This is a genomic window from Kaistia defluvii (assembly GCF_040548815.1).
Classification (GTDB): domain Bacteria; phylum Pseudomonadota; class Alphaproteobacteria; order Rhizobiales; family Kaistiaceae; genus Kaistia; species Kaistia defluvii_A.
Window position 1 is genome coordinate 266,987 of the sequence record NZ_JBEPSM010000002.1, and the last position, 18,263, is coordinate 285,249.

Sequence of the window (18,263 nt, forward strand, 5' to 3'; positions counted from 1 at the left end):
ACGAAGCAGAGCGGTCCCTGATGTTCATCCGAGCCTATCTCCGCGCGTCCACTAAAGAGCAGGACGCAACGCGGGCCCAGTCCGACCTTCACAAGTTCGCGGAGGAGCGCGGGCTGAAGATCGCGGCCTCCTACGTCGAGAATGAGAGCGGCGCATCGCTCAAGCGGCCCGAACTCTTCCGGCTCCTGGCTGATTGTTCGCCCGGCGACGTGCTGCTGATCGAGCAGGTGGACCGACTAAGCCGCCTAAACGCCACCGACTGGGAGCGCCTCAAGGGCGAGATCAGATCCCGTCGTGTGAAAGTCGTAGCGCTCGACCTCCCGACATCGTGGAGCATGATCCAGTCTAACCCTAACGATATCCAGAGCCGGATGCTCGACGCGATCAACGCCATGATGCTCGACATGCTCGCCGCCATCGCCCGCAAGGACTACGAGGACCGGCTCCGTCGTCAGGCTCAAGGGATCGCCAAGGCGAAGGAGGAAGGGGCCTATCGGGGCCGCCCCGAGGACACAGAGCGGAACGCGGCTATCCTTCAGATGCTCCGGGGCGGACAGAAATGGCGCGACATCGCTGCGGCGACAGGCTGCTCTATGTCCACGCTGTCACGGCTAGCGAAGCGGCTGGCTGACGAGCCCATGCAGACGAACACGGCGGAGGCTTGAGGGCCATGGTGGAGGTGATCGTCATGGTGATCGTGGGTGCAATCGCGGGTGTCTTCGCTGTCGGCGGACTGGCTGGCGTTCTGCGAGGCTTCGGGCTCTTCGATTGATGGCGCAGCTGCTTTGAACAGATGTCTGACCTCTGTTCAAACGTGGATCAGGCGTGGGGGTGGACTGAAACCCCTGAGATTGCCTCAGTGCGATCCGCCGTATTCCCAATGATAACTCAGTTGGGAAGGCCAAGAAGCGGGCCGTTCCCAAGCATCTGGTACATGGGAAAGGAACGTCCCAAGGCAGTCACGGAAACGCCACGGCCCGCCTCGACCCGACAGAGAGCACCCTGTGTCAGATACAGGGTTGCGGCATCGTGCAAGACCCACGCGGCAGAGACGTGGGTCCCCTGTCCATCGCGGTGTGTTGCGGCCCTCTTAGTGCACCAAATGCACTAAGTGCCGAGGTCCGACCGTCCAGAAGCAAACCGTGACCAAACCCACCCACGGTGGGATTGCTCCTGAACTCTTTCCGGGGAGCGTTGCTCGGGCGGTGCTTATCACCGAGAGCGGCCTCTACAAACTTGTGATGCGCTCCGACAAGCCGAAGGCCAAGGAGTTCCAGAACTGGGTCACTCAGGTGGTCCTCCCGTCGATCCGCAAGGATGGCGGCTATGTCATGGGCGAGGAGAAGCTCGCGACCGGCGAGATGACCGAGGACCAGTTCATCCTGACCGCCATGCGGATGATGGAGGACAAGGTGGCGCGCTATCGTGCGGCAATATGTCAGTAAATCACCATATGATGACTACCACAATGGGTCGATCTATCCTAGCAAATACGCTCTCGACAATAGTCGTCATCATACGGTGACGATGTCACGCGCAGTCATAAGAAGCGCTGATCGCCGATCATATTTCAACATTGCCGAACTAATATTTAGGTCGCACAAATCCGGGGTCGATTAACGCCACTTCGGAGATCTATTGTGCCATCTAGCCACCGTTCGTGCTGTCGGGCGAATGCCCGCCCCCAAGACCAGATCGCAGCCCACATTGTGGCCGCCGAGGACCTTCTCACGGCCATGGCCACGAGCGCGGGGCTCACTTATCCCGAGAAAGACGCCGTGGCGGCGCTGCGGAAGGTCAATGGCTTTGTCTTCGAGGCCGCTGTGGCGATGGCCTCCGGGTTCCCCATCGGGCACGGAGAGGTCCTAGAGCCGTACAGGCGGGCCCTCATGAAGCTCATCGAGTTCAACCGTCTTCTGCCCGAAGAGGCGCAGACGCTCCCCGCGCAGTGGCTAGCTTCGTTGAGCGCCCCGAAGCCCACCAAGGGGAGCAAGTGATATGGCGCGGTTGAGAGGTCGACGCTGGCAGGGCGATGTGACCACGGCCGACGGGAAGCGCCTGAGGCCGACCTTCGCAACTGAGGAGGCGGCGATGCAGTGGGAGGAAGCAGCGCGAGACGCTGTGCTGCTCGGGAAGCCGATCCCGAAGGCGCTCGATATGCCCCGCGCTGAGGCAGCCCGAGACCTCAGCCAGTTGGGCGTCCTGTACGATTTCGTCTGCAAGAGCGAGTGGGACGCGATGCGTGCCGCCGCTGACCTGAAACGCAACGGGCTCCATGTGGTCGAGTATTTCGGGCGGAACAAGGATGTCCGCGAGATCCAGATGCCCGACATCGCTGACCTCAAGACCCACTTCGCCAAGCGCGGTAACTCGACGGCGACGATCAATCGGAAGTGCGCAGCGCTGTCGAAGATGCTGCATGTGGCGGTCGAGGCCAGCGTTCTCGCCAAGGTCCCGAAGATCAGGCGCAACGTCGAGGTGAAAACCCGCTTCCGCTATATCGATGAGACCGAAGAGCGGGCGATCATGGCCTATTGGAACGCCCGAGGGTGGACCGACTACGCCGACTTGACGACGCTTCTAGTGGACACCGGGGCGCGCTGCTTCTCGGAAATGGTCGCGGCTCACTGGGACGCCTTCGGTCCGCACAACGCTTCTGTCACCTTCTGGACAACGAAGACGAACCAGCCGCGCACCGTGCCGATCACAAAGCGGAGCCGAGAGATCCTCGCTAGACGGCGCGGTCTGCACGGCCACAACGCGGGCCCGTTCACGATGATGCGGAAGGGAACGATGGCGGTCCGGTGGGATGCGATGCAGGAGACGTTGGGGCTGCACGACGTGACGCCGCACACGCTGCGCCATACCTGCTGCACCCGGCTGATCCTCGGCGGCGTGGACGTGAAGCGCGTCATGGAATGGATGGGGCACAGCAACCTGACCACGACGATGCGATATATGCAGATCCGACCGGACGCCCTTCAGGCAGCGCTTCAGGTGCTGGAACGGGCACAGGCGTAGAGCGCGGGCCTCGGCATTTTCTCGACGGTACTGCCGACGCGGGGGGCATTACGCCGTCCACTAGGTGATACAGGCGTTGTTCCGACTGCTCGTCGGGCCCGCATTGAACAGCGACGCCCAATAGGACAACAGGCATTCGCACCGGGCTCATCTCCGCGTCTGTGTCTGCCCACCTGTTTACAGGCATGTATTGCGCTCGGGCGCTGATGCCGCCGCCACCATCATCGATCCACCTCAGGGCCTCGAAGGAACAACCTTCGGGGCCTTCTTTATTTCACGAAAGGAAATCAATGACTTCTGGTCAATCAGAGCAACAGCGCGATCCGCTCGACCGTCCCCGACATCCCGCCAATCGTCAGCCCATCGCCTTCATTGACGAGTTCGGAATGGCGGCGCTGAAGGTCCCCCTCGACAACCACGGACGAAACCACGCCATCGTTGGGCCCCGTGCCTATCAGCGCGTCCTCGACAGTGGCCTGACGGGAATGTGGTTCACGAACAGCAACGGTCATGGGCGGCGGTATGTCCGCACTGCGGCGCCGGGAAGCCGAAGCACACTCACGCTGATTGCCCGCGTGATCATGGATGCAGGACCGGGCGAGGTCATCCGCTACGCCAACGGCGATAGTCTCGACCTTCGCGTCATGAACTTGCTGTCGAGGCGGGGCAAGGCGAAGCGGCGGGATAGTCAGATCAAGGTGTCACGCGGCAATGCTTCTGCATCCTGAGGCGACTGTTCGTGACCGGAGGTTCCGCCATGACCTGTTCCCCGCGAGCGACGCCCTGAGGAACCTCGTGGCCGACATTGTGGAGCGGCTCCTACGGTACGAAGACAAACACCACGTCAGGAAGCGGAAGAGGAAGCCTAGAGACCTGGATGGGCTCCGGAATGTTGTCGCGGGCATCGTCGCCAACCTGGTGCATTCCACGGTCTTCTCGGCCGCGTCAGCTGCGATCATCCTGCCGCTGGCGAATGCTCGAAAGGTCCGAATTTCTCCAGTTCTGCCCGGCTTCGGCAGGGGGCTCAAGGCGGTCCTACAGGGGCTTCAGGCAATCGGGGTGGCCATTGTCACTCTTCCGACTGAACTCCATCAGGCAACCACGATAGCGCCCTCTGAGGGCTTCCGGGGCGAGGTCCTGTTGCACGCATTTACGACGCACGATTTCCGATGGAGCCCGGTGATCGACTGCATCCACCTCAACAGAAAGGACCGGCAAGGAAAGCGGGAAGCGTTCGCCATACCGACGACAGCGGAGGCTGCCCTCTATCGAGAGGAGATGGAGGCGATCAACGGCTATTTGGCCTCGGCGGATATCGCCTATGTCGGCAATGATCCTGTCGACACCAGCGACAGGTTGATGGCTCGCTACTTCAATCACCCGCCTCACGTATCTCGGCCTTCCCTCGACCTTGGCGGGCGAATGTTCGGCGGCTTCTGGCAAGGGCTTAAGCGGGGGGCTCGTCGGCATATCCGCATCAGCGGGGAGCCCATTGTCGAACTCGACTACAGGCAGATGTTCCCCCGGCTAGCCTATTCTCATGTTCAAGCCGGTCCGCCATCCGACGACGATGACCTGTACGACCTCCCGCAGCTTGCTGGCATCGGGTCGGATCATCGGGACACAGTCAAGAAAGCGTTCAACGCCCTGATGTTCAAGGCGGGGACGATGCGGAAGTGGCCGCCTGAGATTGCCGAGGGGCTTCCTTCGGGCTGCTCGGTGGGGGCATTCCGGAAGGCGCTCGTCGGCCGGCATCCCGCAATCACCGACCTCCTCAACACTGGGATCGGCTATCGGCTGATGAACCGGGAAAGCTGCATCATGTGCCGTGTGCTCATGGGCTGCATCGCCCTCGGCATCACGGTCCTGCCGATCCACGACGCCGTTCTCTGCCCCGCATCCGCAGCCTTCATGGTCCAGCAGATCATGGCCGATGCTGCCCGCTATGTCGTGGGCCACACGGTGCCTGTCTCTGTGAAGCCCTAACTGGATCGGACTTCCGTCCGTCCCTGATGGGAGGAGCACCGTTAGGGAGCCGGTCATCACCCCCACCACCCCCCCTCTATCTCCCTTAGTGAGCACCATAAGCTTGACCAAAGGGCAACCATCGCCACGAAACCAACGAAAGCGAGGCAGACATCCATGCATGTCATCGACATGAAGACGATCCCGACAGACACCACCCGCATCACCGTTCACACGGACGGGGCCTGTTCCGGCAATCCCGCTCCCGGAGGCTGGGCAGCAATCATCATTGGCTGGAACGGCGACGCCAAGTCATTTCGCCACGAGATGAGCGGCGGCGATGAGGACCCGACGACCACGAACCAGCAAATGGAACTGACGGCGGCAATAGAGGCGCTTGTCTGGATCAAGGAGCAGAATGGCTTCGCGGTGACCACCCCGATCCTCATCCGCAGCGATAGCCAGTATCTCGTCAACGGCATGAATACCTGGCTACCGAACTGGCTCACAAATGGCTGGAAGGCTTCCGACAAGGGGCCAGTTAAGAACCGGAGCCACTGGGCATCGCTCGACTTCCTGTCAGGGGGCATGGACATCACTTGGGAGTGGGTGCGGGGTCATTCCGGCGACCCACTAAACGAGGCCGTAGACGCTCTGGCGAAGGCGGCGATCCCGAAGAGGCCGCGCCGCCACGCCGCCTGACCGCCGCGCTCATCCTTCTATCAGCACACCCTTCCGGCCTCCGAGTGTCACCCGCTCGGGGGCCTTTTCGTATTCATCATCAGCACAAGGAATTACCGCCCATGGCCAACGGCCTCTTTGGAACCAACATCGCCGCACCGGAAATCCGACAGGCGCAGCTACAGCCCGCCGCCGTCCCCGGCAGCACCTTCGTCCGCCCTCAACAGCGCGACGCGGGCGGCAACCTACGGGCCCTTGCGGACGCCCTCGGAGGTCTCAACAGCGCCCTCCAAACCTACGGCACGGTTGTCGCCAAGGAGGAGGAAGATCCGCAGTCTCGGGCAAACCGCGACTGGATCGCCAAGCGGCAACTCATGTCCACCGATCAGCTTCGCGAGGAGGCCCGTCTGGGCACCCCTGCGGGCGTTCGGGTGCGGGAGGATGCGCTCAACGCGCTGCTCGGTGAGAAGGCCAACGACGACTTCCGCACCCGCTGGACGACCTTCTACAACACCGAGTTCGACCGCTCGACGGGCGACGCCGCTGCCGAGTACGAGCGCCTCCGACAGGAGACCGCCGAGGCCCTCCCCAACGACCTGGCTAAGGCCAGCTTCTACCGGCTGACCAAGGACCACCAGTCGGCGTGGATGCAGAAGGACGTTGAGGAGAAGACGAGCTACGTCAAGCAGCAGATCAACACCACGGTCATCGACAGCTTCCGCAACTCGATCGATGACAGCCTGAACATCCACAAGCTGGACCCGGCCAAGGCCGCCGAGATCGTCTTCACTAAGTCGGCTTCGAACCGGGATTTCCTCGGGCTCTCCGGACAGGAGCAGAACGAGACCATCTTCGCGATTGCCGAGGAGTACGCGCTTAAGGGCAACGAAGAGTTGGCCCGAGCGCTGCTGGATGGTGTCCGAAAGGGCGCTGATGGCAAGGACCTTCCGCCCCTCTCCAAGATCGCCGGCTACGCGGACAAGTCCATTCGCCTGATCGAACAGGCCGGGGCCATCCGGGACAAGAACGCCCGCGAGGGCAGCTTCAAGGTCCGCGTCGAGGATGACGACCTGATCATGCGCGGGGCCTTCACCGAGGCCGAAGCGGAGAAGCGGCGCAATACCGGCGTCTATACCGACCCTGAACTGGCGAACATGGTGGACCAGTCCAAGCGGGCCGGTGCTGCCATCCAGAACAAGAAGGCCACCGACGAGCAGAAGCGGGCCCTGAGGGTCAACTCCGAGCGGGAGCGAGGGCGCGTGATTGCCCAAGCGTACAGCGCCATGCAGCGGGTCGGCGGCATCACCGGTATCCGGGATGTCGAAATCCCTAGTCCGACAGGCGAGGGCACGACGACGCTCTCCCGCGCCAAGTCCATCGAACTCGTGACGGACCTCTTCGAAGAGAACCTTGAGGACCAGAAGGCGCAGAAGATCGCACAGGGCACCCCGGAGGATGTTGCCGCGAAGCAGGTGCAGAGCGCCCGCATCGCTTGGTACTCCATGAACAGGCTGGACAATGCAGAGTGGTCCCATGCCCTCAACGGTATCGCCAGTCTTGTCACCCCTGAGACCATCGCGGAGCGCGGTCAGCTTCTACCGCAGATGACGGCCAACGCGGATCTCTATCGGAACCTGAAGGCGGCCAATCCCGGCTACCTCTCGACCCTGATCACCGACAAGGCGTCGCGGGAGTTCCTGGAGGTCTACGACAGGGCGATCACCACGAGGAGAATGCAGCCGGACGAGGCGCTGTTGATGGCGGCGCATGAGGTGGCCAAGGACGAGATCATGAAGGTGCGGTCGATGGTGTCACAGCAGGACGCCGGAAAGATCGCGGAGCGCCTCCTCCGGGATCTTGGGCTCAAGCGTGAGGGGGCGAATGCCGCCTTCGTGATGGGCCGCATCCACGACATGTCCCGCTCGGGGGCTTCCGAGAAGGAGATCAAGGCCGAGCTTCAGAAGGAGATCGAGGACACCTCGGTGCCGATCAACGGGGTACTGGTGTTCGACCACAGGGACCTTCCGGACGACTTTCCGGATCTCGTTCAGGACGAACTTAAGGGCGTCTTCGAGGTGTTCGGGAAGCGCTACGGCCTCCCTGACGCGAGCGACCTGTTCATCGTGGCCGAGAGCGGCGAGAGCAAGTGGTCCGTTTGGAGTAAGACGCTCCGACAGCCAGTAGGGGCGAGCATGATCACACCCGCCATCCTAGACCGGCGTAGGGGCATCCGTCAGGCAGCGCAGGACGAGTTGACCCGAGCCATGGTCGCGAAGGACGACGCCAAGCGGGCTGAAGCCGAGCGGCAGTTCAACGAGGAAGTCTCCACTGATCGGGCCCGCCTTGCGGAGACCCGGAAGAGTGGTGGCCGCTTCATGAACTGGCTAGCCGATGCGCACGAGGACCGGCTCAACAAGCGCGTTGAGGCGGCTCAGGAGGTTCGCCTCAGGGGTGAACAGGAGCGCGCGAAGGCCCTCCGAGAGGAGCGCCAGAAGCGGAACAAGGGCGGTCGTCAGTAGAACGGAAAGCGGCCCCGCCATTGCGGGGTCGCCCCAACTGCGTCACGCGGGCTGCACTCATGTGATGCGATTTGTGCGCAAAGGTGTTTAGCTAAGCGCCGAAACGTCGCTACGTCATGATTTGGGGCAAAATGCTGAACGCGATCCTTTCCGGCAAGGCTGGGTCTGCATCGATAGGGGCCGAGGAAAACGTTTCATGGAGGCACATATTTAGGACGAATGAGGATCTCCTGACGGCAACGATCTTCGAGCGTCTTTCATACCTCGATGGACCAACGTGTTGGCAGATATTGTGTTCAACATTTGGCCCTGTGTTGCCCGAGCATCCTATTGCCATCATGAGAAAAATTGAGTTTTGGCCTAGGTGGTCAGACAGTTTAAATGAGGGGAGAAGTGTGGAGCCCGACGTCCTGCTCCAATTTGAACTTGGTGATGATCCTCCCCGAAAAGTTGACCTTATCGTTGAGGCAAAGCTGGGTGGGCAACAATATGCCGACCAATGGCGTCGCCAGATACAGTCCTACAAGAAGCGATCGATTGATGATGGCGGGGGCCGGGAAGTCGACGCGGCCTATTTTCTGGCAATCGGTGGGCTTGACGCTCCTGCTCGCCAGGTGATCGCTCGCCTTTCGGATCCCGCCCCAGCAGCCCTAGATGAGCACATCCGAGTTGTCGCCGCTGCGGCCGAGTGGAGCAGATTGGCCACGGCTATCCAAGAGACGAAGGTGGGCAACCAGCAAACCCAGAGGGTGCTTGATGATGTAGCTCAAGCGCTTGAGCTATTTGGGCACGGCCATATCCAAGAAATCAGTACTCTCGTGAATTTCGAAGCATTGAGATCCCCCGACAGCCTCCGCATTCTGCGGGCCCCCTTGTAAGGATATTTTGGTGCCTATACCGAAGGAAACATTGACCGATGTCCGCCGTGCTTACCGGCTGATCTGGGGCTACCAGCGTCGTATTATGGACATTCTGAATATGATGGCCGATGAGTTCGATACCCATGAATTCTACTGTTGGAAGACGTTAGACCGGGATCCCCCCGCGAAGCGGGGAACGAACCCACTCAAGAAGTGGGCCTGGGATCTTCTACCCCTCTACCAGGCCTCGTTCTTATACACGGCTGTCGGTAGTGATCGTGGGTCGCTCAAGGCGGGGGAGTGGTTGCTCGAATTCTATGTAAATTCGGACGACATTGATTTTAAAGGCTACCGGGCTGGCGAACCTGATGCGCTGAAATTTCTGAGCCCTGAGAATAGCAATTCTATGATCTCGTTGGTGGCTTGGAAGTGTACACGAGATACCAAGGCTGATTGGTTTCGTGATATTTGGAATTATTCCGATTGGCCAACAAGTGGGGATGTTTTGCAGATTGACGATTATCCCGTTCGTGCAATCAAACTGGAGTTTCCAATCGAGGATTTGGACGGTAAGCCCGCGATCAAAAAGGCGGTTTCCGACTTTCGGGCGCTGTTGAAGGCGAAGCTTGAGATCGCTGAACCGTCAATAGCTTGATTGGATATTCGGCGACGACTTAGTGCATTTAGGGGGGGGGGCTGATGGCATTGTGCAGGTCACAGCGAGACGCACTAGGGCCGCTTTTCGCCCCCGTCGTCAGGCCACCTATTTCAATGGCTCCTTAGGGTACTTGTCCATCTCGGCTCGGAGGCCACCCATGTCGCCATAGGTGTCGCCCAAGCCGGGGAGACGGTGCCCCACGATGAATTCGCGTTTCTCGTGGTCAATCCCGGCGGCTCGTGCGCGTGTCACAAAACGGTGCCGCCAACCGTGGTTCGGCTGTACTTCCTTGTCTGTCACCCCGACGACCTCGCGCACCCATTCGCTCAAGCGGCCGCCAGCCGCCTTAGCCCGTCCCGAGTTCTTCTCTTGGTTTCCAGCATCATTGATGAAAAGCGGACCGGCCCCGACTGCATCGATCATCGCCAGAAAGCCGCGCTCCACGAGGTCAGCATGAACCGGCACGTCCCGGTAGATGCCCGACTTGGTAGACCCCGCCTCGGGCTTCAGTCGCATCACCCACCCGCCCGCTTCCTTACGGACATCGGAGCCGCGAAGCTGGGCCACCTCAGCAACGCGAGCCCCAGAGTAAGCCATAAGCCATGGCAGCCATTGAAGGGCCCTGTGAGACGCGCCAACTCGACGCCCCTTCTCGACACTGAGAGACGCAGACAGGATTGCCTTTGCCTCGGCATCGGTAAAACCTTTCTCCCGGTTCCGCTGCTTCTTGTCCGCGCCTATGAGTGTCCCGCTGGCGGGGTTGACGCCCAAAGCTCCGTCAGCGACCTGGCGTTCATAGACGGCTCGCACGCACGCCAGCTTCTTCGAGCTGATCGTTTTTGCCGACAGCCCCAAGGCCAGCAGATGGTCGCGCCAAGCGGCAATGTCGGCCCGAGATATGCGCATAGGATCTGTGATCTTGCGCTCTCGCTGGACGAAGCCCCCGAACTCCTCAACGAAGATGCTCCGGTAGGAGCGGATAGTTCTTGCCGATCGGGAGCCGTGTTTGCCGGGAACGCGCACATAGGTAGCAAACACATCTTCGAACGATCCCGCACCACTAACGACAGAGACGGCGGCGGGTGGCTCCAGTGGCACGAAGCGCTGCTCTACCGGATCGGGAGAATAGTCATCGCGGGAATAACGCTTCAGCGTGACAGCGGCGTCAGTCGAGGCGCGCTCAATAGCCAGCAGGAGCCGCCCCCGACTGTCAGTGTCAACGATTTCGCCGTAGCCCGCCAATACCCAGTCCGTGAGCCAGCCAAAGCGGCGCTCCATGCCCTCAAAGGCCGTCGAAGTCATACGGGGCAGGGCGTCGATAGCTCCGCTCACATCGGTTCCAAAGGCATTCAGGGCGTCCTGCGCAGCGTCTCCGATATCCGGGGAGAGCAACGGCGGCGACGAAACGCGGCCCTCGCGGGTAGCTCTGTTGAACGCCTTCACGGCAATCCACATTTCGGGCGTTCCGGGGTTCTCCTCGAAGCGGTCCTTGAATAGCCGGTAGACTTCCCCCGACAGGGCGTTGATGCGCCGCTGCGAGAGCGTCGTGGGACCAGTCCTGAGGTTTTGCCAAACGGTCTCAAGGTGAGCCAGAGCGAGCCCCTGACGCTGACGGCCAACTGCCTCGTCACTCGTCGCCAAGGAACAGCGCACGGTCTCGCTTAGGGTGACGACAACGCAATGCTCGGGGGAATTTCCGTTTGCGGGGAAGTCAAATCGGACTGGGAGGCCTCTCGCACGTTCTCGGATATCGGCGGGAACACGAAGCTTCAATTGGTGCCGAGAGCTATCTCGGCGGGCTGTCGGACGCGGCATTCTGAGCACCATTGTGGCACGCTCCTGTGGCACGGTGGAGCAAGCCGAACCCTAGGAATGACGCAGTTTTCTAACGATATCAAGGGGATGAGGTGGTGCTGCAAGAGAGGATTGAACTCTCGACCTCACCATTACCAATGGTGTGCTCTACCACTGAGCTACTGCAGCGCCGGCCGGTGAATTTCCCGGACGGCGGTCTATTGCCACAGCGAGGCGGTGGGATCAAGCGCCTGCCGGCACAGTTCCCGGTCTTTCTCGCCGGAAACGCATAATCCGGCCGATTACAGCCGAAAAGGCCTGTGAAAGACAAAGTCATCCACAGGCGGCCCGTCCAAGATCCGGCGGCAAAAGCAAAAAGCGGAGCGCGGTCGGGCTCGGAGCCAGCCATTTGGGTTCGGTACCGGGGGCAGGGGCGGGAAGGCCGCCATGGCATGGTCCAGCGCGAGGCTCCGGGCGGGGCTGGGCGTCGCGGAAGTGCGGAAGGTGGCACGGCGAACCGCTGAAGTCGGGCCAGGCGGATGGCTCAGGCCGCGCATGGCGGATGGTGGGAAGGCATAGCGAGGTCGCACCAGGGAGATGGCCGGCGCAGGAGCAGGCCGGCTCAGCGGCACGCCGGCCCAAGCGAAGGCGGCAAGATAGCCGCACCCGGACCCGGCGGGTGCGGCGCGCGGCCACGGTCCCCTGCATACAGCGGCCAGCAGCGATGCAAGGCGGGACACGAGTATCCGACCCGATCGTCCGCGACCGACGCCCGTGCAAATGACTTTGTGCGCGGCGTGACGGTTGGCCTATAGAAACCAGCACGCCGCCGTTTCGCTGGCGACTTGTTCAACTGTTCGAATTCGGGACCGAGTGGCATGACCCGCAAACCTGCCGATGAGACGATACCGCCCGTGGCGGATTCTCCGTTGCACGACCCGGCCGCTGCGCCTGCGCCGGGCGAGGCAGCCGATTCCGCCGGCGAGGCGCCTGCGCTTTCGGCCCACCAGGCCTCGGTCGCCCGCGCCGCCAAGGCGCGCGAGGAACGGCTCGCGGCGGCGCTGCGGACCAACCTTTCCCGCCGCAAAGCGGCCGCCAGGGCCGCGCGCGACAGCGAATAGGGCGATCGGGCCGGCTCGCGCGATGCCATAGCCGGCTTTTCCTTGTATCGGCCTCATTCCTGCATTAGAGCGACAGACCATTCGGGGTGGGGCACGATTTCATGCAGGGCCGCCGCTCGACACCTTCGCTTCGGAAAGGCTTGGCTTCTCATGGATAGAATCCGCATCGTCGGTGGCGCGCGTCTCAACGGCACGATCCCGATCTCCGGCGCCAAGAACGCCGCTCTGCCGCTGATGATCGCGAGCTTGCTGACCGACGAGACGTTGACGCTGGCAAACCTGCCGCGCCTCGCCGACGTGGCGCAGCTGAAGCGCATCCTCGGCAATCACGGCGTTGACATGACGGTATCAGGCAAGCGCCTCGGCGAGGCCGAGCTTTCCGGCGAGACGGTACATCTGACCGCCCGCACCATCGTCGACACCACCGCGCCCTATGAGCTGGTCTCGGCCATGCGCGCGAGCTTCTGGGTCATCGGCCCGCTGCTGGCGCGCGAGGGCTTTGCGAAAGTATCGCTGCCCGGCGGCTGCGCCATCGGCACGCGGCCTGTCGACCTGTTCCTCGAGGCGCTGCAGACCATGGGCGCCGAAATCGACATCGAAGGCGGCTATGTCATCGCTCGCGCCCCGAACGGCCTGAAGGGCGCCCGCGTGGTCTTCCCGAAGGTGACGGTCGGCGCGACGCATGTGACGCTGATGGCGGCCACCCTCGCCAAGGGCGAGACTACAATCGAGAACGCGGCGCGCGAGCCGGAAGTGGTCGATCTCGCCGAATGCCTGATCAAGATGGGCGCCAAGATCCATGGCGCCGGCACCTCGACCATCCGCGTCGAGGGCGTCAGCCGCCTGAACGGCGCGCGCCATTCGGTGATGCCCGACCGCATCGAGGCCGGCACCTATGCCATGGCCGTGACGATGACCGGCGGCGACGTGCTGCTGGAAGGCGCGCGCGCCGATACGCTGATGCGTCCGCTTGAGATCCTGCGCGAGGTCGGCGCCGAGATCACCGAGACCAATGAGGGCCTGCGCGTCTATCGCAATGGCGCCGATCTGCAGCCGGTCAACATCTCGACCGAGCCGTTCCCCGGCTTCCCGACCGATCTGCAGGCGCAGCTGATGGCGCTGGTGACGCGGGCCGAGGGTACGTCGGTGATTCGCGAGACGATCTTCGAGAATCGCTTCATGCACGTGCAGGAACTGGCGCGCTTCGGCGCCGAGATCCATCTGGATGGCCAGAAGGCGACCGTGGTCGGTGTGCCGCGGCTGAAGGGCGCGCCGGTAATGGCGACCGATCTGCGCGCCTCGGTGTCGCTGGTGATCGCCGGTCTCGTCGCCGAGGGCGAGACGATCGTCAACCGCGTCTATCATCTCGATCGAGGCTTTGAGCGGCTGGAAGACAAGCTCTCGCGCTGCGGCGCGACGATCGAGCGGATTTCCGGCTGAGATCGATCAAAAGCCCTGCAGACGGGCCGCGCGGTGCAATTGCCCTGTTGCGGTCCGATCACACAGACCCTACCTGTCGGTTCAAGTAAACAGGCCGACAGGTGTGCTCATGGATCAGCTTAAACTCGCCGCGTTTGACGCAGAAGACCTCGCCGTCGTGTCCGCGCATGTTCAGGACGCCGTTCTGAAGGTTGGCGACATCGCCTTCATTCCGAAGGAGAAGCGTTTTGCCGGCGTCATCAATCGGTTCGTCTGGGAAAAGCAGCCCGAGGGCAACGCGCGCAAGAAGAACTGGGAGCGCCGTCGTTCGGGCTTTCATTTCGACCGCGTGCTCGCCGTCCGCTCGACCGGCATCGACCGCAGCCGGCCCGACGCCGTGCTCGATCTTCTCGCCATCGCCTTCGAGGGCAAGGAAGAGCCGGCCGGCACCATCACCTTGATCTTCGCCGGCGGCGGCGCCATCGCGCTCGACGTCGAGTGCATCGAGGCGGCGGTTCGCGATCTCGGCCCGGCCTGGTCCACCCAGTGCTGCCCCGAGCACCGCCTGGACGAACAGTCCGCCTGAGTGGATTGCGCGGCCCTGGAGGCTGCGCAAGACCCGGAACGCGCTTGCGGCCTTTCCCGCCCGCCCGAACCGCGCTAGAGACGTCGCGCGCATCTGAGGAGCCGACGTCTTGGCCATTCGCCTGTCCCAAACCGATCCCGATTTCGAAACGCGCTTCCGCGCGCTGCTCGCCGCCAAGCGCGAAGTGTCGGAAGATGTCGACGCCACGGTGCGCGGCATCCTCGCCGATGTCCGCGCGCGCGGCGATGCCGCCGTGCTCGATTATACGGCCCGCTTCGACCGGCTCGAGCTGACCGCCGATGCGCTGCGCGTCTCGGAAGCAGAGTTCGAAGCGGCGGACAAGCGCGTCGATGACCGCACCCGTGCCGCCCTGGTGCTGGCGCGCGACCGCATCCAGTCGCACCATGCCCGCCAGAAGCCGGTCGATGACCGCTATACTGATGCGCTCGGCGTCGAGCTCGGCTCGCGCTGGACGGCGATCGAGGCGGTCGGCCTCTATGTGCCGGGCGGCACGGCCTCCTATCCGAGCTCCGTGCTGATGAACGCGGTGCCGGCCAAGGTCGCCGGTGTCGATCGCCTGGTGATGGTCGTGCCGACCCCCGACGGCGTCATCAACCCGCTGGTGCTGGTGGCGGCCCGCCTGGCCGGCGTCGACGAGCTCTATCGAATCGGCGGCGCGCAGGCCGTGGCGGCGCTCGCCTATGGCACGGACACGATCCAGCCGGTCTACAAGATCGTCGGTCCCGGCAATGCCTATGTCGCGGCGGCGAAGCGGCAGGTGTTTGGCACGGTCGGCATCGACATGATCGCAGGCCCGTCGGAAGTGCTTGTGATCGCCGATGGCGACAATGATCCGGACTGGATCGCCGCCGATCTGCTGGCGCAGGCCGAGCATGACACAGCCGCGCAGTCGATCCTGATGACCGACGATCCGAAGCTCGCCGATGCCGTCGAGCTCGCGGTCGAGCGGCAATTGAAGACCTTGCCACGCGGAGAAACCGCGGCGGCGAGCTGGCGCGATTTCGGCGCCGTCATCGTGGTCGCCTCGCTGGACGACGCCGTGCCGCTGTCGGACCGCATGGCGCCGGAGCATCTGGAGATCGCGGTCGCCGATCCCGAGCCGCTGGTCCGGAAGGTGCGCAATGCCGGCGCGATCTTCGTCGGCCGCACGACGCCGGAAGTGATCGGCGATTATGTCGGCGGCTCCAACCATGTGCTGCCGACGGCGCGTTCCGCCCGCTTCTCGTCGGGCCTTTCGGTGCTCGATTTCATGAAGCGCACCTCGATCCTGCGCACCGGGCCGGAGCAGCTCCGCGTTCTCGGTCCGGCCGCCATCGCGCTGGCCGAGGCCGAGGGCCTCGGCGCGCATGCGCGATCGGTGGCGATCCGGCTCAATCTGTAGCAGGATCGAGCCGCCGATCGATGAAAGCGGAACCCGACATGGCCAGCGCTTCCGAATCCGAGATCGCCGGCAAGCTCGTTGCCGTCGCCCTCGACGGGGCGACGCTGGGCCGGGCCTCGGCCGATGTCGACCACGAGCGCCAGATCGCGATCTACGATCTGGTCGAGGATAATCGCTTCACGCTGCCGGATTATCCGGCCGGCGCCTACCGGCTGCATCTCGCCATCCGCGAGAACCGGCTGGTGTTCGACGTGCGCGACGAGCAGGACGCGCCGCTGATCCTGCACGCGCTGTCGCTGACCCCGCTGCGCAAGATTGTGCGCGACTATTTCCTGATCTGCGACAGCTACTACGCCGCCATCCGCACCGCGACGCCGAGCCAGATCGAGACGATCGACATGGGCCGGCGCGGCGTGCATGACGACGGCTCGCATCTGCTGATGCAGCGTCTGGCGGGCAAGATCCTGGTCGATTTCGAGACGGCGCGGCGGTTGTTCACGCTGGTCTGCGCGCTGCACTGGAAAGGCTGAGCCTTGGAAGCAGCCGATGCTCCGGGTGTATTCCAGCCCCGCGATCAGCGGCCACCGGCCTCCGTCCTGTTCATGTGCGGCATGAACGCCATACGCTCGCCCATTGCCGCAGCGATCGCGACGCAGCTGTTTCCGCGCCTTTACGTTGCTTCCGCCGGCGTGCGCAAGGGCGAGCCGGATCCCTTCGCCACCGTGGTGATGGAGGAGAGCGGCCTCGATCTCGGTCGGCACAGGCCGCACACGATCGAGGAACTCGAGGATACGAATTTCGATCTTGTCGTCACGCTCTCGCCGCAGGCGCATCACCGCGCGCTGGAGCTGACGCGCACCATGGCGGTGACGGTCGAATACTGGCCGACGCCCGACCCGACCTTGGTCGATGGCACGCGCGAGCAGATTCTCGATGCCTACCGCGATGTACGCGACCAGCTGCGCCGCCGCATCAAGGACCGCTTCGGCTGGGTTCCGCTGCCGAGCGGGTAGGGCGCACGCGGCCTGTCACGATCTGTTTCCTTGCCTCGGCAATTCGGCTACGGTCCCGCCGCTCCGCCACGGGCGATCCCCGTGGCGCCACCCGACAATCGACCGGACGGAAGAATGACAGGCACTGCCAAACTCCTGCTTGCATCGGGCAGCCCGCGACGGCTGCAGCTACTCGCCCAGGCAGGGTTGGAACCGGACAGTCTCCTGCCCACCTCGGTCGACGAAACCCCGCTGAAGAACGAATTGCCGCGCAGCCTCGCCAAGCGGCTGGCGCGCAGCAAGGCGGACGCAGCCCGCGCCATGGCGGCGCGCACGCCCGAATTCGCCGATGCCTATATCCTGGCCGCCGATACCGTGGTGGCGGTGGGCCGGCGCATCCTGCCTAAGGCGGAGTTTCACGACCAGGCGGCAGAATGCATCCGCCTCCTGTCGGGCCGGTCGCACCGTGTCTACACGGCGGTCTGCCTGCTGACGCCGAAGGGATCCGTCCGCCAGCGCCTGGTCGAGAGCAAGGTGCGCTTCAAGCGCCTTGGCCGGCAGGAAATCGATACCTATCTTGGGTCCGGCGAATGGCGCGACAAGGCCGGCGGCTATGCGATCCAGGGCCTTGCCGGCACCTTCGTCGTCAAGCTGGTCGGCTCCTACACCTCCGTGGTCGGCCTGCCGCTTTACGAGACGATCGCGATGCTGGACGGGGAGGGTTTTCCCGTCCGCAAGGGCTGGCTTGGGCCGGCCTGAGTTAAGGACAGATTCATGACAGCACCCAAGAAGCCCGCCACTCCCAAGGTCGCGGAGATCCTGCCGCTGCGTGCGCCGCGCCGCTGTGCCAATTGCAGCAAGGATACCGTCCGCGCCTTCTATCCGTTCTGTTCCAAGCGCTGCAAGGATGTCGACCTGCACCGCTGGCTGTCGGGCGCCTATGCCATTCCGGTGGTGGAGCGCGACGCCGGCAACGGCGAAGACGATTAAGCGGGGGCCTTCCGACGCCCGGGACGGCCCGCGCCAGGCCGCTTTCGGATCCGCAATTCGAGTTGTTCACAGGCTGCATTCTTCGTTCTCCGGCCTCTGGACACGCCTGGGACCGTCGCCTATAAGGCACCTGTCTTCGCGATTGAGACGCCCTTGCGGCGCCAGTCGCCGGCGCCCGGATAGCTCAGTTGGTAGAGCAGCGGATTGAAAATCCGCGTGTCGGTGGTTCGAATCCGCCTCCGGGCACCAATATTT

The 18,263-nt window shown here is 63.2% G+C and carries 19 protein-coding genes and 2 tRNA genes; 19 read left to right on the top strand and 2 right to left on the bottom strand.

What is annotated here, in order from left to right:
• Nucleotides 1-20: 20 nt before the first annotated feature.
• The 10 genes from ABIE08_RS14230 to ABIE08_RS14275 all read left to right on the top strand — a co-directional run bounded on the left by ABIE08_RS14230 (nucleotide 21) and on the right by ABIE08_RS14275 (nucleotide 9,701).
• Nucleotides 21-665 carry a recombinase family protein gene (locus tag ABIE08_RS14230; protein ID WP_354552015.1) on the top strand — a complete coding sequence of 215 codons (645 nt, stop codon included), beginning with the start codon at nucleotides 21-23 and terminating at the stop codon, nucleotides 663-665.
• A 477-nt stretch (nucleotides 666-1,142) separates the two neighbouring features.
• A complete protein-coding gene (locus tag ABIE08_RS14235) occupies nucleotides 1,143-1,445 on the top strand; it encodes a BRO-N domain-containing protein (protein ID WP_354552017.1) in 303 nt (100 codons plus the stop codon).
• Nucleotides 1,446-1,709: 264 nt separating this feature from the next.
• The gene (locus tag ABIE08_RS14240) at nucleotides 1,710-1,997 is read left to right on the top strand and encodes a hypothetical protein (RefSeq protein ID WP_354552019.1); all 288 of its coding nucleotides are present in this window, start codon (nucleotides 1,710-1,712) and stop codon (nucleotides 1,995-1,997) included.
• Nucleotide 1,998: 1 nt separating this feature from the next.
• On the top strand, nucleotides 1,999-3,021 hold the full coding sequence (locus ABIE08_RS14245; RefSeq protein ID WP_354552021.1) for a tyrosine-type recombinase/integrase: 1,023 nt from the start codon (nucleotides 1,999-2,001) through the stop codon (nucleotides 3,019-3,021).
• 290 nt (nucleotides 3,022-3,311) lie between these two features.
• Nucleotides 3,312-3,749 (top strand): hypothetical protein, encoded by a 438-nt coding sequence (locus tag ABIE08_RS14250; protein ID WP_354552022.1) that lies wholly within the window; start codon nucleotides 3,312-3,314, stop codon nucleotides 3,747-3,749.
• Nucleotides 3,733-5,007, top strand: coding sequence for a hypothetical protein (locus ABIE08_RS14255; protein WP_354552024.1), 1,275 nt, complete (start codon nucleotides 3,733-3,735; stop codon nucleotides 5,005-5,007). The genes ABIE08_RS14250 and ABIE08_RS14255 overlap by 17 nt, the downstream gene beginning before the upstream one ends.
• Nucleotides 5,008-5,163: 156 nt before the next feature.
• Nucleotides 5,164-5,688, top strand: coding sequence for a ribonuclease H family protein (locus ABIE08_RS14260; RefSeq protein ID WP_354552026.1), 525 nt, complete (start codon nucleotides 5,164-5,166; stop codon nucleotides 5,686-5,688).
• A 101-nt stretch (nucleotides 5,689-5,789) separates the two neighbouring features.
• Nucleotides 5,790-8,186 carry a hypothetical protein gene (locus ABIE08_RS14265; protein WP_354552028.1) on the top strand — a complete coding sequence of 799 codons (2,397 nt, stop codon included), beginning with the start codon at nucleotides 5,790-5,792 and terminating at the stop codon, nucleotides 8,184-8,186.
• Between the two features lie 131 nt (nucleotides 8,187-8,317).
• Nucleotides 8,318-9,064, top strand: coding sequence for a hypothetical protein (locus ABIE08_RS14270; RefSeq protein WP_354552030.1), 747 nt, complete (start codon nucleotides 8,318-8,320; stop codon nucleotides 9,062-9,064).
• Nucleotides 9,065-9,074: 10 nt separating this feature from the next.
• The gene (locus ABIE08_RS14275; RefSeq protein WP_354552032.1) at nucleotides 9,075-9,701 is read left to right on the top strand and encodes a hypothetical protein; all 627 of its coding nucleotides are present in this window, start codon (nucleotides 9,075-9,077) and stop codon (nucleotides 9,699-9,701) included.
• A gap of 108 nt (nucleotides 9,702-9,809) precedes the next feature.
• On the opposite strand, the gene ABIE08_RS14280 is transcribed toward ABIE08_RS14275, so the two are convergent.
• Entirely contained in the window at nucleotides 9,810-11,345 is a 1,536-nt protein-coding gene (locus tag ABIE08_RS14280) for a hypothetical protein (RefSeq protein ID WP_354552034.1), read from the bottom strand.
• Between the two features lie 267 nt (nucleotides 11,346-11,612).
• Nucleotides 11,613-11,687, bottom strand: a tRNA-Thr gene (locus tag ABIE08_RS14285).
• A 689-nt stretch (nucleotides 11,688-12,376) separates the two neighbouring features.
• Here ABIE08_RS14285 and ABIE08_RS14290 point away from each other — a divergent pair.
• The 9 genes from ABIE08_RS14290 to ABIE08_RS14330 all read left to right on the top strand — a co-directional run bounded on the left by ABIE08_RS14290 (nucleotide 12,377) and on the right by ABIE08_RS14330 (nucleotide 18,257).
• Entirely contained in the window at nucleotides 12,377-12,619 is a 243-nt protein-coding gene (locus ABIE08_RS14290; protein ID WP_354552036.1) for a hypothetical protein, read from the top strand.
• Between the two features lie 150 nt (nucleotides 12,620-12,769).
• A complete protein-coding gene (gene murA / locus ABIE08_RS14295) occupies nucleotides 12,770-14,059 on the top strand; it encodes a UDP-N-acetylglucosamine 1-carboxyvinyltransferase (RefSeq protein WP_354552037.1) in 1,290 nt (429 codons plus the stop codon).
• Nucleotides 14,060-14,168: 109 nt separating this feature from the next.
• Nucleotides 14,169-14,624, top strand: coding sequence for a DUF2948 family protein (locus ABIE08_RS14300; protein ID WP_354552039.1), 456 nt, complete (start codon nucleotides 14,169-14,171; stop codon nucleotides 14,622-14,624).
• A gap of 109 nt (nucleotides 14,625-14,733) precedes the next feature.
• Nucleotides 14,734-16,026: a histidinol dehydrogenase gene (gene hisD / locus ABIE08_RS14305; RefSeq protein ID WP_354552041.1), complete on the top strand. Its 1,293-nt coding sequence runs from the start codon at nucleotides 14,734-14,736 to the stop codon at nucleotides 16,024-16,026.
• A gap of 38 nt (nucleotides 16,027-16,064) precedes the next feature.
• Complete coding sequence (locus tag ABIE08_RS14310; protein ID WP_354552042.1) at nucleotides 16,065-16,556, top strand: UPF0262 family protein; 492 nt, start codon at nucleotides 16,065-16,067, stop codon at nucleotides 16,554-16,556.
• 3 nt (nucleotides 16,557-16,559) lie between these two features.
• Complete coding sequence (locus ABIE08_RS14315; RefSeq protein WP_436409555.1) at nucleotides 16,560-17,039, top strand: low molecular weight phosphatase family protein; 480 nt, start codon at nucleotides 16,560-16,562, stop codon at nucleotides 17,037-17,039.
• Between the two features lie 114 nt (nucleotides 17,040-17,153).
• Nucleotides 17,154-17,777: a Maf-like protein gene (locus ABIE08_RS14320; protein ID WP_354552043.1), complete on the top strand. Its 624-nt coding sequence runs from the start codon at nucleotides 17,154-17,156 to the stop codon at nucleotides 17,775-17,777.
• 15 nt (nucleotides 17,778-17,792) lie between these two features.
• Nucleotides 17,793-18,008, top strand: a complete 216-nt coding sequence (gene yacG, locus ABIE08_RS14325; RefSeq protein WP_354552045.1) for a DNA gyrase inhibitor YacG — start codon at nucleotides 17,793-17,795, stop codon at nucleotides 18,006-18,008.
• 173 nt (nucleotides 18,009-18,181) lie between these two features.
• Nucleotides 18,182-18,257, top strand: a tRNA-Phe gene (locus ABIE08_RS14330).
• Nucleotides 18,258-18,263: the final 6 nt, after the last annotated feature.

Bases quoted from the DNA above. Each gene is read 5' to 3' on its own strand.
- ABIE08_RS14230 (WP_354552015.1), top strand. From the start codon at position 21: ATGTTCATCCGAGCCTATCTCCGCGCGTCCACTAAAGAGCAGGACGCA.
- ABIE08_RS14245 (WP_354552021.1), top strand. From the start codon at position 1,999: ATGGCGCGGTTGAGAGGTCGACGCTGGCAGGGCGATGTGACCACGGCC.
- ABIE08_RS14250 (WP_354552022.1), top strand. From the start codon at position 3,312: ATGACTTCTGGTCAATCAGAGCAACAGCGCGATCCGCTCGACCGTCCC.
- ABIE08_RS14255 (WP_354552024.1), top strand. From the start codon at position 3,733: ATGCTTCTGCATCCTGAGGCGACTGTTCGTGACCGGAGGTTCCGCCAT.
- ABIE08_RS14260 (WP_354552026.1), top strand. From the start codon at position 5,164: ATGCATGTCATCGACATGAAGACGATCCCGACAGACACCACCCGCATC.
- ABIE08_RS14265 (WP_354552028.1), top strand. From the start codon at position 5,790: ATGGCCAACGGCCTCTTTGGAACCAACATCGCCGCACCGGAAATCCGA.
- ABIE08_RS14270 (WP_354552030.1), top strand. From the start codon at position 8,318: ATGCTGAACGCGATCCTTTCCGGCAAGGCTGGGTCTGCATCGATAGGG.
- ABIE08_RS14290 (WP_354552036.1), top strand. From the start codon at position 12,377: ATGACCCGCAAACCTGCCGATGAGACGATACCGCCCGTGGCGGATTCT.
- murA (WP_354552037.1), top strand. From the start codon at position 12,770: ATGGATAGAATCCGCATCGTCGGTGGCGCGCGTCTCAACGGCACGATC.
- ABIE08_RS14300 (WP_354552039.1), top strand. From the start codon at position 14,169: ATGGATCAGCTTAAACTCGCCGCGTTTGACGCAGAAGACCTCGCCGTC.
- ABIE08_RS14310 (WP_354552042.1), top strand. From the start codon at position 16,065: ATGGCCAGCGCTTCCGAATCCGAGATCGCCGGCAAGCTCGTTGCCGTC.
- ABIE08_RS14320 (WP_354552043.1), top strand. From the start codon at position 17,154: ATGACAGGCACTGCCAAACTCCTGCTTGCATCGGGCAGCCCGCGACGG.
- yacG (WP_354552045.1), top strand. From the start codon at position 17,793: ATGACAGCACCCAAGAAGCCCGCCACTCCCAAGGTCGCGGAGATCCTG.